General features: G+C 61.4%; 12 protein-coding genes. 6 read left to right on the top strand and 6 right to left on the bottom strand.

What is annotated here, in order from left to right; all coding sequences use genetic code 11:
• Positions 1–137 precede the first annotated feature (137 nt).
• From MF268_RS02205 to MF268_RS02190, 4 genes are all read left to right on the top strand, one after another.
• Positions 138–371, top strand: a complete 234-nt coding sequence (locus MF268_RS02205) for a hypothetical protein (RefSeq protein ID WP_238369270.1) — start codon at positions 138–140, stop codon at positions 369–371.
• A 190-nt stretch (positions 372–561) separates the two neighbouring features.
• On the top strand, positions 562–2,715 hold the full coding sequence (locus MF268_RS02200) for a malate synthase G (RefSeq protein WP_238369269.1): 2,154 nt from the start codon (positions 562–564) through the stop codon (positions 2,713–2,715).
• A 32-nt stretch (positions 2,716–2,747) separates the two neighbouring features.
• Positions 2,748–3,173, top strand: coding sequence for a GlcG/HbpS family heme-binding protein (locus tag MF268_RS02195; RefSeq protein ID WP_238369268.1), 426 nt, complete (start codon positions 2,748–2,750; stop codon positions 3,171–3,173).
• 78 nt (positions 3,174–3,251) lie between these two features.
• Entirely contained in the window at positions 3,252–4,031 is a 780-nt protein-coding gene (locus MF268_RS02190) for a gamma-glutamyl-gamma-aminobutyrate hydrolase family protein (protein ID WP_238369267.1), read from the top strand.
• Positions 4,032–4,132: 101 nt separating this feature from the next.
• On the opposite strand, the gene MF268_RS02185 is transcribed toward MF268_RS02190, so the two are convergent.
• From MF268_RS02185 to MF268_RS02165, 5 genes are all read right to left on the bottom strand, one after another.
• Positions 4,133–4,789, bottom strand: coding sequence for an aspartate/glutamate racemase family protein (locus MF268_RS02185; RefSeq protein WP_238369266.1), 657 nt, complete (start codon positions 4,787–4,789; stop codon positions 4,133–4,135).
• A complete protein-coding gene (locus MF268_RS02180; RefSeq protein ID WP_238369265.1) occupies positions 4,789–5,625 on the bottom strand; it encodes an ABC transporter permease in 837 nt (278 codons plus the stop codon). The genes MF268_RS02185 and MF268_RS02180 overlap by 1 nt, the downstream gene beginning before the upstream one ends.
• 3 nt (positions 5,626–5,628) lie before the next feature.
• Positions 5,629–6,477, bottom strand: a complete 849-nt coding sequence (locus tag MF268_RS02175; protein ID WP_238369539.1) for an ABC transporter permease — start codon at positions 6,475–6,477, stop codon at positions 5,629–5,631.
• 147 nt (positions 6,478–6,624) lie between these two features.
• Positions 6,625–7,890, bottom strand: a complete 1,266-nt coding sequence (locus MF268_RS02170) for an ABC transporter substrate-binding protein (RefSeq protein WP_238369264.1) — start codon at positions 7,888–7,890, stop codon at positions 6,625–6,627.
• Positions 7,891–7,918: 28 nt separating this feature from the next.
• Positions 7,919–8,893, bottom strand: a complete 975-nt coding sequence (locus tag MF268_RS02165) for an ABC transporter ATP-binding protein (protein ID WP_238369263.1) — start codon at positions 8,891–8,893, stop codon at positions 7,919–7,921.
• A gap of 239 nt (positions 8,894–9,132) precedes the next feature.
• Here MF268_RS02165 and MF268_RS02160 point away from each other — a divergent pair, with 239 nt between their 5' ends.
• Entirely contained in the window at positions 9,133–9,819 is a 687-nt protein-coding gene (locus MF268_RS02160) for a GntR family transcriptional regulator (protein WP_238369262.1), read from the top strand.
• On the top strand, positions 9,816–10,652 hold the full coding sequence (locus MF268_RS02155) for a GNAT family N-acetyltransferase (RefSeq protein WP_238369261.1): 837 nt from the start codon (positions 9,816–9,818) through the stop codon (positions 10,650–10,652). Before MF268_RS02160 ends, MF268_RS02155 begins: the two co-directional genes overlap by 4 nt.
• A 20-nt stretch (positions 10,653–10,672) precedes the next feature.
• Here MF268_RS02155 and MF268_RS02150 read toward each other — a convergent pair whose 3' ends face one another.
• Positions 10,673–12,913, bottom strand: coding sequence for a xanthine dehydrogenase family protein molybdopterin-binding subunit (locus MF268_RS02150; protein WP_238369260.1), 2,241 nt, complete (start codon positions 12,911–12,913; stop codon positions 10,673–10,675).
• Positions 12,914–12,916 lie beyond the last annotated feature (3 nt).

Genomic DNA, 12,916 nt, shown 5'->3' with positions numbered 1-12,916 from the left:
AACTCCCTGTGGGGTTATCAGTGGAACTGTTTCCTGTCCCGTTAGTTATTCCTGTAACGCAGGTGCTGCAAGCACGCGCCCTGCCGTGCTGGCGCAGCTGATCTGCCCGGCGACAGAGTAAGTGACAGGAGGCAATCATGACCGCTCCCAATACGAACGTCGAAAAGCAAGCCCGCAACCACCGGGGCCCACTTTGGGGCATCATGCTATGTTTTGTCTTTGTGGCCGTACTGACCGTGGGTTGGCTAGTGTTTTACGGGGATGAGGAACCCGGTGACGATGTCGGCACTGATACCAATCCTCAGGTGACGGCACCGGTCGAGCAGACCGCACCGGCTGGCGATGCGACAACCGCACCCGCAAACGACTGATATCTGACATACCGAAATCATGGAAAACCCGGCTCAGCCTACACGCTGACGCCGGGTTTTTCTTGTTCCGTTTGTAACTGCTGCTTGGCCAGACAAAGGTCGAGCTTGTTGCCTATAGGAAACTTATCGCGTTAATTGGCGACATCACGGCCCCGCCGCCCCGTAAAACGCCAGAAGGAATTCAACGAATATGACCCAACGTGAAAACCGACAGGGATTGAATGTCGCGGCTGAACTGGTCGACTTCATCGAAGCCAAGGCGCTGCCGGGAACCGGCATTTCCGCCGAGCAGTTCTGGACCGGGCTGGCCCGCATGGTGGCAGAGCTTGGACCGAAAAACCGCGAGCTGCTTCAAACCCGCGAGGTGATCCAGCAAAAGATCGACGCCTGGCATGTCGAACATCAGGGCGCGCCACATGACGCCGAGGCTTACGAGGCATTCCTGCGAGATATTGGCTACCTGCTGCCAGAGGGCGAGGATTTCACCATCGAAACGACGAATACCGATCCGGAAATCGCCACGACCCCCGGACCGCAGTTGGTGGTGCCGATCACTAACGCACGTTTCGCGCTGAACGCGGCGAATGCACGCTGGGGGTCGCTCTATGACGCGCTCTACGGCACCGATGCGCTGGGCGATCTGCCCAAGGCCGGCGGATACGATGCCGAGCGCGGCGAGAGGGTCATCGCCTGGGGGCGGAGCTTTCTTGACGATGCGGTGCCGCTGGCCGATGGGTCATGGTCCGATATAACCGCTCTCTCGGTGGTTGACGGTCAGTTGCAGGTCGCATCCGGCGACAAGACGCAGGCGCTGAAGGATACCGGCCAATTCGCGGGCTATACGGGCGACGCTAATGTGCCGACCTCTGTCCTGCTCAGCAACAACGGCCTGCATGTCGTCATCGAAATCGATGCCGACCATCCGATCAGCAAGACCGACAAGGCGCATATCTCTGATATTTCCTTGGAATCTGCCGTCTCGACGATCATGGACTGCGAGGATTCCGTGGCCTGCGTCGATGCCGAGGACAAGGTTCTGGCCTATGCCAACTGGCTCGGCCTGATGAAAGGCGATCTTGAGGAAAGCTTTGACAAGGGCGGCAAGACGGTCACCCGCAAGCTGGCCAGCGACAAGAGCTTCACCTCCCCGACCGGTGACAGCCTGACCCTCAAGGGGCGCTCCCTGATGCTGGTGCGCAATGTCGGCCACCTGATGACCAACCCGGCGGTGATCGACAGCGAAGGGCGTGAAATTGGCGAAGGTCTGATGGATGCGCTCTGCACCGTGATGATCGCTATGCATGATCTCGGGCGCGACGGTGGCAATTCCACCAAGGGGTCGGTCTATGTCGTCAAACCCAAGATGCACGGGCCGGAAGAGGTCGCCTTCTCCGTCGAGATTTTTGATCTGGTGGAAGACATCCTTGGCCTGCCGCGCAATACGGTCAAGATCGGCATCATGGATGAGGAACGCCGTACCTCGGTCAATCTCAAGGAATGTATCCGCGCTGCGCGCCAGCGGGTGGCTTTTATCAACACCGGCTTCCTCGACCGTACCGGGGACGAGATTCATACCTCCATGGAGGCCGGGCCGATGCTGCCCAAGGGCGAGATGAAATCCACCCCATGGATCGCCTCTTACGAGGACCGCAACGTCGATATCGGTCTCGCCTGCGGTTTGCAGGGCAAGGCCCAGATCGGCAAGGGGATGTGGGCGATGCCCGACCGCATGGCCGAGATGCTGGATGCCAAAATCGGCCACCCGAAATCCGGTGCCACCTGCGCATGGGTGCCATCGCCAACGGCGGCGACCCTGCATGCCACCCATTACCACAAGGTCGATGTGATGGCGCGTCAGGATGAGCTGCGCGCAGGTGGCGCACGCGGCAGCCTTTCCGATCTGCTAACCATTCCGGTCATGCATGGGCGCAATCTTTCGGACGAGCAGATCAGCGAGGAGATCGAGAACAATGCGCAAGGCATCCTCGGTTACGTTGTGCGCTGGGTCGATCAAGGCATCGGCTGCTCCAAGGTGCCCGACATCCATGATGTGGGCCTGATGGAAGACCGCGCCACCTGCCGCATCTCCAGCCAGGCACTGGCGAACTGGCTGCATCACGGCGTGGTCGAAAAGACCCGCGTGATGGAGGCAATGCAGAAAATGGCGGTCGTCGTGGACCGTCAGAACGCGGACGATCCCGCTTATCAGCCGATGGCGCCCGATTTCGACGGCATTGCCTTTCAGGCCGCCTGCGATCTGGTTTTCAAGGGCCGCATCCAGCCCTCGGGTTATACCGAACCGGTTCTGCATGCGCGACGCCTTGAGCTCAAGGCGTCTGCCTGAACCCGCTGACAGAATTTCCGAAGGAACAAGATATGACCATCTCGCTGCGCAAGGCGCGTACCATGATCCGCAAAGCTCTCGAGCATGGAAAGGCCAATGACATGAAACCGCTCTCTGCGGTGGTTCTCGATGCGGGCGGCCATGTCATCGCTTTCGAGCGCGAAGACGGCGCGTCGCCGGGCCGCTTCGCCATCGCCCATGGCAAGGCATATGGCTCGGTGATGCTTGGTATGGCGGGCACTGCCCAGCGGGACCGGGCCGAGCAGCAGGCCTATTTCATGGGCGCGGTCAACGGGCTCTTCGGCGGTCAGCTGGTGCCAGTGCCGGGCGGCCTTCTGGTGCGCGACCGCAAAGGGGCCGTCGTCGGCGCGCTGGGCGTAACCGGAGATACCTCGGAAAACGATGCGGCTGCCGGATTGGCAGGCATCGAGGCGGCGGGGCTCACCGGCGAGGCATGATCCCGGCACCGCCCCCTTGTTGCAAGGGCGGTGCTCTCCCTATACATAGGCAAGGCTAACTCACAAGCAGGCAAGGCTATGTCCCGTCCCGTCATCGGTATCATCGGTAATGTCCATCTCCTGAACGACCAGTACCCGGTCCACGCGGGTGGCCAGATGAACTCGACTGCCGTGGCACGGGTGGCAAACGGATTGCCCTTGCTTATCCCTGCCGACCCGGCCCTCGTATCAGTCGAGGACCTGATGGAGAGCTGCGACGGCTTCGTCCTGACTGGGGGCCGTGCCAATGTCCACCCCGAGGAATACGGCGAGCCGCCTACCGAGGCGCACGGCGCTTTCGACCGTGCCCGCGATGCGATCGTGCTGCCGCTGGTGCGGGCCTGCGTTGAACGCGGCCAGCCCTTTCTCGGCATCTGTCGGGGCTTTCAGGAAGTGAACGTCGCGATGGGTGGTACGCTCTACCCGGAAATCCGCGAACTCCCGGGCCGCAGCAATCACCGCATGCCGCCCGATGGCACGCTCGAGGAAAAATTTGCCCTCCGGCACGAGGTCACGCTGACCGAAAACGGCCCCTTCCACCGGCTGTTCGGCGCGCCCAAGGTGATGACGAACACACTGCACGGGCAGGGGATAAAGACTGCCGGTTCCCGTATCGTGATCGATGGCCATGCGCCCGACGGCACGCCCGAAGCGATCTATGTCAAGGATGCGCCGGGATTCACCCTCGCCGTGCAATGGCACCCGGAATGGAACGCCGCGGACGACCCGGTCTCGCGCCCGCTCTTCACGGCCTTCGGCGCTGCCGCGCGGGCCTGGGCGGAGTCTAAGCACCGCCATCCCCTGCCGAAATCGGCCTGAGCCTGCCCGATACTCTTTTCCTCTTGCGACAAATACTCCGGGGGAGACGCCCAACCGGGCGTCGGGGGCAGGCGCCCCCATTTAAATGCTCGATCGCAAGCCTATCCCGCGACCCGTCCCGCCAGATGTGCCGCCTGCGCCAAAACGGCGGCAGCAGCGACCCCGTCGATCAGCACCATGCCGGTGCGCGCCGCGAGATCCGCGCGCAGAGGGGCCATCCCGGCACAGCCGAGTATCACCGCCTCGGCACCGTCCTCATCGCGGGCGCGCAGGATTTCCTCGGCCAGGCGCGCGCGGGTTTCCTCGCGCCCACGGTCAATCTCAAGCACCGGCAGCCCGCTGGCGCGGATCGAGACGCAATCGCCGGAGAACCCCGATCGCTCGATATTCTCGCGGATCACCGGCAGCGACACCGGCACCGAAGTGACGACGGAAAACCGACGGCCCATGATCTTCGCCATCAGATAACTCGCCTGTCCGATCCCGAGCACCGGGCAGTCCGACACATCGCGCGCCTCGCTCAGCCCCGTGTCATCGAAACAGGCGATCACGATTGCATCGGCCTCTCGCGCTTGCCGGACAAGTGAAAGAACCCCGGGCAGCGCAAGCACGCCATCGGCCGCCCCCTCGATGGCCTCCGGCGCGCCGCAATTGGTCAGCCCGGTGATATCCGCTTCCGGCAGAGCCCGGCGCGCCACGGCAGTGACCGCATCTGTCATGGCCTGTGTCGAATTGGGGTTGATGAACACCAGTCGCATCAGACACCCTTGCCCGCGTCCGATCCAAACCGCGCCCGCCGCTTGCCCATCACCCAGGCGCTGATCAGAAAGATCCCGATGATGGCAAAGGAAAACAGCGTCGTCAGCGTCCCCAGCGCATAGATCACCGGTGAGGTCACGTTTGTGGTCATGCCGAAAACTTCCAGCGGCAGGGTATTGTAGCTCCCCGACGTCAGCAGCGTCCGCGCGAATTCATCATAAGACAGCGTGAACCCGAACAGTGCCACCCCGATAAGCGAGGGCGCGATGATCGGCAGCACCACGTGCCGGATCGTCTGCCAGGCGGTCGCGCCCTGATCCCGGGCCGCTTCCTCGAAACTCTTGTCGAACCGGTTGAACACCGCGAACATGATCAAAAGCCCAAAGGGCAGGGTCCATGTCAACTGGGCCCCGAAACCGCTCGTCGCCCAGTGCACGCGCAACCCTAGCTGGTTGAAGATCAGCCCGATCCCGAGCGAAATCAGGATCGACGGGATCACCAGCGAGGTGATCGCGACGTAGAACAGCAGCCCCGAGCCGTAAAAACGTTTGCGAAAGGCCAGCCCTGCCATCACCGACACGACCACCGTCGTCACCATGACCATCAGCCCAAGCAGAAGACTGCGCCGGAACGCCCCCCATATATCGCCCACCGCCTGTTCCTGGAACAGGTCGCGGAACCAGTGGAACGAAACCCCGCGCATCGGGAACGTCAGTCCGCCCTGAGGTCCCTGGAAGCTGAGGATCGCAATGGTGATCGTCGGCCCGTAAAGAAACAGAACGAAAAGGACGAAAAACGCGGCAAGGAACCAGAAACTCAGCTGACGCTTTTCCATGACCTAAAGCTCCTTCCGGATATTCACAAAGCGCAGCAGGATCCCGATCACCATCAGCACGGTGATCAGCAGGATCACCGCCGTGGCCGCCGCCGACGGGTACTGCAGCAAGCTGATATCGTTGGAAATCAACCGGCCCACATTGGCCCGTTGCGAACCGGACATGAACCGCACCGTGATGAAATCGCCCATCACCAGAGTCACCACGAAAATCGTGCCGATCATGATACCGGGCTTGGTCAGTGGCAGGATCACATGCACGAGGCTCTGGAACCCGCTCGCCCCGTTGTCGCGCGCCGCTTCCAGCAAGACCGGGTCGATCCGCATCGTCGTGTTAAAGATCGGCACCACCATGAACAGCGTATAGAGATGCACAAAGGCAAGGATAACCGAAAAATCTGAATACAGCAGCCATTCCAGCGGCTGCTCGATCAGCCCCCATTCGATCAACGTCGAGTTGGCGATGCCATTACGCCCGAGAAACGGAATCCATGAAATCATCCGGATGATATTCGAGGTCCAGAACGGGATCGTGCAGAGCAGGAACAGGGCGATCTGCATCGACTGGCTGCGCACGTGAAAGGCAAGGAAATAGGCCACGGTGAAACCGATCGCCAGGGTCAGCGCCCATGTGATTGCGGCATATTTGAACGTGGCGAAAAACACCCGGTAGGTCACGTCCGACCCGAACAGGAAGGCGTAATTGTCGAGCTGGAAATCCGGGTAGATCGAGAATTCCGTCGCTCCCCAGAAACTGACGATGACGATCATCACGATGGGGGCCAGCAAAAAGAAAACCAGCACCAGCACCAGCGGCATGGCCTGTAGCCAGCCGATAAGGCCGGCACCCATGCTCTTGCGGCGCGGGGCGTCAACCGGTCCCGGCAAAGTCACTTCGCGCACGACTTCCGTCATTCGACGGGCCTCCTTTTCCTCTTGCATGAAATACTCTCGGGGGGTGCGGGGGGCCGACAGCCCCCCGCTTTTTCTACAAAACGATCACGCCGCGATGAATTCGTTCCACTTGCGTACCATGTACTGGTTTTCGTCCATCACCGCATTCCAGCAGGCCACGGCGCCCATGCGTTCCTCGAAGGAACCGCCGTCGCGGGTCTCGCCGGCTTCCGCCAGCTTGTCGCCGGTGGGGGAGGTGATGATATCGGTGGCTTCCTTGCCTTCGAACCAGTAGCCCCACTCATTCTCGCTCATGAAATCTTTCGAGGTTTCCGGCACGGCCGAGTAATAGCCCTGGCGCATCAGGTAGCCGCCGACCCAGCCCGAGAGATACCAGTTGATGTATTCATAGGCCGCGTCCAGTTCGATCCCTGAAAGCGACGAGGACAGACCGATACCGCCGCCCCAGCTCCGGTAGCCTTCTTTCAGCGGCTGGTAGACGCAGGGAATGCCACGCGACTTGACCGCCGTTATCGCGGGCGACCACATGGACTGGATCACGACTTCGCCGCTTGCCATCAGGTTCACGGATTCGTCAAAGGTCTTCCAGAAGGCGCGGAACTGACCGTTCTGCTTGGCCTCGGTGAAGATCGCGAATGTCTTGTCGATCTCTTCGCGGGTCATGTTGCCCTTATCGCCATACTGGATTTCACCCATGGCTTCACAGACCATCGCCATGTCCATGATCCCGATCGACGAAATGTCGAGGATCGAGGCCTTGCCCTTGAATTCCGGGTTCAGCAGTTCAGCCCATGTATCGATGGGGCGGCCGATCAGGTCGGGGCGGATGCCCAGCGTGTCGGCGTTGTAGATCGTCGGGATGAGGGTCATCCAGTTCGTCTGTTCATCCGCAAAGGTCTTGGCGCCCGGTTCCGGGATGAAGCCCACGGTGTGCGGCGCGGTGCCCTGGGCGATCTCGCTTTCGGGCGTCAGCTTGCCGGATTTGAAAATGCCGACGATCTTGTCGTAATTCTTGATCTTGCTGACATCCATTGCCTGCAGGTTGCCGGTCGGCCAGACCTTCTTGCAGATCCAGTACTCGATGTCGGCGATGTCGAAACTGTCGGGCTGCGTCGCCGCGCGCTGGGTCACGCTGTCGGAATCGAGCGCGGTCATTTCCAATGTGAAACCAAGGTCTTCCTTCACCTTTTGCGCCACGTCGTTCAGGTTGGACACGCCGGTGCCGAACTGGCGCAAGGTGACGTCCTTGATTTCCTGTGCCCAGACCATTGGGGCGGGAAAGGCAGTGGCGGCAGCGGTCGCGACGCCGCCTTTCAGGATCGTGCGACGGCTGTATCTCATTTTGGACATTTTCATACTTCCCTTGTTGGATTGAATATCATGCTTGGAGGCGGTGCAGCCGCCGCTCGTCCCAGGCAAGCGTCACCGCATCGCCCGGGGATTTTGGTGCCTTGAAAAAGGACTCTTCCGGAAGGATCGCAAATACCTCTTCTCCGGCCTCGGTCCGGGCCAGAAGCGAGACCGTCGCGCCCTGGTATTCGACCGTCGTGACGGTTGCCGACAGCCCGGTTTCGCCGATACGGACATCGTCGGCCCGCAGCGCGACCTTGCCGCCGTTCAGCGAGATGACGTTGTGACCGCCCATGAAGCGGGCCACGAATTCGGTGCGCGGGGCGTTGAAAACGTCGCGCGGAGTGCCGGCCTGCTCGATGACCGCATCGTTCATCACAACGACCTCGTCGGCGAGGGCGAGCGCCTCGTCCTGACCATGGGTAACGTGAATAAAGATGATGCCCAGTTCGCGCTGGAGCTTTTTCAGTTCGGTCCGCATCTGGATGCGCAGGAACGGGTCAAGCGCCGACAGCGGTTCGTCCAGAAGCAGCACCTTGGGCTTGGTGATCAGGGCGCGGGCAAGGGCCACGCGCTGCTGCTGGCCGCCCGAAAGCTGCGCGGGCTGTCGATCACCAAAGGCCGACATTTGCACGAGATCCAGCAGATCATTGGCCTTTTTATGGCGGGTTTCCCGGTCGACACCTTTCATACGCAGCGAAAACGCCACGTTGTCGCGTACCGAAAGATGCGGGAAAAGTGCGTAGTTCTGAAACATCATCGCGGTGCCGCGCTGGGCGGGGGATAGGCCAGAGACGTCGGACCCATCCAGCACGATTGACCCCTCGCTCACGCTTTCATGTCCGGCGATCATGCGGAGCGTCGAGGATTTGCCGCAGCCCGAAGGCCCCAGCAGACAGACATAGCTGCCCGGCGAAAAGACATGGTTGATGTCGCGCACAGCCACGGTGTCGCCGTAGCGTTTGGTCAGGTGCACCAGTTCAAGATCGTATCCCGTGCGCATGTTCGCCTCCAACGGTCGATGTGCGCTCAGCTTGTCGTGCCACGGGCAGGGAGGTCAGAAGAATTACGCAGAAACCGCGGCGGAATCCGCCCCTGCACAAGTATTCACCGTTCTCGCCTATCGTGTGCACGAAATTTGAAACTTTATTGTATACAATTATGATGGCGACATTTGCTCCCGCTATTGCGGTTGCCCTCATTTCGCGGTGAGAGCAGAATCATCTTCGACTGGAGACTGTTATGAACGAGTTGCAATCAAAGCCGGGAACAGCCGATGCGGTGGCGGCGGATCTAGAGCGGGCGATCCACGAACACCGTCTGCCGCCAGGTACGAAACTGGGCGAGGACGAACTGGGCGAGGTCTATGGCATCAGCCGGACCACTGTACGCGCTGCCCTGCAAAGCCTTGGTCATCGCCATCTGGTACAGCACAAGCGCAACCGGGGCGCCTTTGTTGCGCAGCCGACCGTGCGTGAAGCGCGGGAGGTCTTTGAGGCGCGCTCGCTTTTGGAACCCCGGACTGCGCATTCTGCCTGCAAACGGATGACCGATGACAATATCCGCGCGCTTCAGGCGCATATCGACGCTGAACATGCGGCGCTGGATGCCGGAGAGAGCGGGCGCGCGCTTTATCTGTCGGGACGGTTTCACATCGAGATCGCCCGCATGGCGGACCAGTCCACCATAGAAACGATGATCTCGGAACTGGTGTCGCGGTCTTCGTTGATCATCGCGCTTTACTGGCAGCGTCGTGCCGCGCTCTGCGAAAGCCAGGCGCATCATGCGCTGATCTCAGCCTTTGTGGATCGCGACGCGGAACTTGCCGAAGAGCTGATGAAAAACCACCTGCTCGATCTGGTGACCTCGCTGGACCTGCGCAACAGCAGTTCCATACCGGGCACGCTGAAAGAGGCGCTTGCGAAATGAGTGGTTTCCTCCTGCGCACCGCATTCGCCGAGGAAATGCCAGAGATATTGAACTGGGCGGCGGCGGAGGGCTGGAACCCCGGTCTTGGCGATGCGACAGCATTTTATGCGACCGACCCTGACGGGTTCTTTGTTGCCGATAAAGAGGGGCGGCCCGTCGCTGCGCTTTCAGTGGTGAACCATTCGGATGATTTCGCCTTTCTTGGGTTGTACCTCTGCTTGCCCGAGCATCGCGGCAAGGGGATCGCTTTCGCGCTCTGGGAACATGCCCTGATACACGCAGGCGAGCGTGTTGTCGGGCTTGATGGCGTCGCGGCGCAAGAGGCGAATTATGCCCGGTCCGGGTTTCAGCGCAGCGGTGCAACGACGCGCTACGAGGGGCGGTTGACGGCCAGAGCCTCGAGACTGGTGCGCTCGGCCCGGACCGACGATGCCGAAGCAATCGCCGCGCTCGACTTCGCGGCGAACGGGTACGCAAGAGACACCTTTCTGACGGTCTGGTGCGCGCCCGATCGTTCTCGGAAAACGCTTGTACTGTGCGAAGGCGACAGCAACATCGGCTTTGTTACCGCGAGAAAATGCCGAGACGGCGTCAAGCTTGGTCCGATCATCGCCCCTGACGCGGCGCGCGGCCTTGCTCTTGCGCGCGCGGCGATGGTGGCCGTGCCCGGGGAACGTGTCATCATCGATCTGCCGACGCAGAGTACGGCATTCGCCGCCCTGCTTGTCGAACTGGGGTTCGAACCCGGATTCGAAACGGCCCGCATGTATCGCGGCACGGCCCCGCAAAGCGGCGCCAGCCTGCAGGCTATTGCGACAATGGAACTGGGCTGACCTTCAGACCCGCCCGAGTGTCAGGCCAGAAGGTCGAATTCCTTCGACAGGGGCAGGGAGCGCGCCCGTTTGCCTGTAAGGTCGAACAAGGCATTCCCGAGCGCAGGCATCGACGGGGGCGTTCCCGGTTCTCCGACCCCGCCCAGATAGGGGTTGGTTTCCAGAATGCGGGTTTCGATTTCCGGCGTGTTATGCAGGCGCAGCGCGTCGTAGTCCGGAAAATTGAACTGTTCGACCTCGCCACCGGCAAAAGTGATCTCACCAAAGCAGGCGGCGGAGAGACCGTAGATCAGCCCGCTTTCCATCTGTGCTTTGATGATCGACGGATCAAGCGCGGTGCCAACATCACAAGCGATCCAGGCTTTGCGGATGCGAATGGTGCCGTCTTCGTCCACGACTTCGATGACCTCGGCGACGGGGGTGCCGAAACTATAGGTAAAGGCGACGCCACGTCCGACCCCATCGGGTGTCTTGCCAGTCCAGCCCGACATTTCGCGCACCGCTTCGAGGCAGCCGACGGACGGCGCGTGCACGCCCTGTGCCAGCTCGATGCGGAAATCAAGCGGGTCGCGACCGGCGGCATGGGCCAGTTCGTCGATGAAGGTTTCGTGGAAAAAGGCGTTGTGCGAATTCCCGACCGAGCGCCATGATCCGACCGGTACGGCGAGATCGGTCAGATAGCCGCGAATGCGGTAGTTCGGGATGCCATAGGGCTGGTTGAATGCACCCTCGACATGCACCTTGTCCGGTCCCATTGGCGAAATGCCCGCATAGCGCTTCAGCGACTGGCCCATCACCGACTGCGCCGCGATCTGACCGTCAAGCAGCACTGCGCGGCCATCCTTTACCGCGCCGCGGAAACGACCGATGGCACCGGGGCGATAGAAATCGTGACGCATGTCTTCTTCACGCGACCATGTGAGCTGAACCGGCGTGCCCTTCATCTGCGTGGCAAGGAGCGTCGCGTAGGAGGCAAAGTCGAGCTCGGCCCGGCGTCCGAAGCCGCCGCCCATTAGGGTTGTGTGGATGCGGACGTTTTCCTGTTCGATCCCGGCCAGTTCGGCGCATTTCTTCTGCTGAAAAATCGGGTCCTGATTGCCGCACCAGACGTCAAGCGCGATACCATCATGCAATGCGGTCGCGTTCATCGGCTCCATCGTGGCGTGGGCAAGGTAGGGCACGCGGTATTCAGCGGTCAGTTCGTTGGCACCGTCGGGCAGAGTTTCCGCATCGCCGTCATCGCGCATGGCGGAGTTGGGTTTTTCGTCAAAGCTGCGCGCGATGGCGTCAAAGAGCTGATCGGTCTCGGGCGGGTAGGGCGCGTCTTCCCAGTCGATCTCGACCATATCGAGCGCCTGCTGCGCGAGCCACGTGTTCTTCGCGACAACAGCGACGGCATCGCCGAGGTCGACGACCTTTTCGACACCGGGCATGGTTTCGGCGGCGCTGGCGTCGAACCCTTTCATGCCGCCGCCAAGGCGTGGATTGGCGCGCAGGGCTGCGAATTTCATCCCCGGAAGGCGGGTGTCGATGCCGAACTGCGCCGTCCCGGTTGATTTGCCGACCACATCGATGCGAGGCGTCGATTTGCCGAGGTAACGCCACTCGCTCGGGTCACGCAGGGTCACGTCCGGGGGCGTAATTCCGGCGGCGTCTTCGGCCAGCTCACTATAGGTAAAGCGGCTGCCGTCGGGAGCGATCACAATGCCGTTCTCGGTCTTTAGTTCATCGCGGGACAGGCCAAGCCGGGTCGCGGCGGCCTGTTTCAGGGTTTCACGAGCGGCGGCACCGGTTTCACGCATCCGCACGAACCCGTCCTTCATGGAGCTTGAACCACCGGTCAGTTGGAGGTCGACCAGACGGCCGATACGGCCAAGCGCGCCGCCTACGCTGTGGAGGAAGGCCGAAGTGTCATAGCCCTTGCCGGGCAGGGCTTCGCCCAGCATTGCCGAGTTGTAATAGGCCTTGCCCGCCGGGCCGTGAAGCACGCGCACGTCTTCCAGCGCCACGTCCAATTCCTCCGCGATGAGCGCCGCCCAGGTGGTGTGCACGCCCTGGCCCATCTCGGCCCGTGGGGCGATCAGGGTGACGCCCTGGGCATCGATCAGGATGAACGGGTTCAGCGCGGTCTGGCCGGATTCGGGTTTCAGCGGGTTCGGCGCGGGCTGGTTGATCTTGTAGGCGCCGAAAGCGACGCCGCCGACGATAGCCACAGACCCGATGAGAAAGGAGCGGCGGGCGATTTTACCGATGCGCGACATAGG

It is taken from the genome of Heliomarina baculiformis, assembly GCF_019966545.1.
Classification (GTDB): Bacteria; Pseudomonadota; Alphaproteobacteria; order Rhodobacterales; family Rhodobacteraceae; genus Heliomarina; species Heliomarina baculiformis.
The sequence above is the reverse complement of the archived record's forward strand: the minus strand, read 5'-3'. Positions and strand labels throughout refer to the sequence as shown.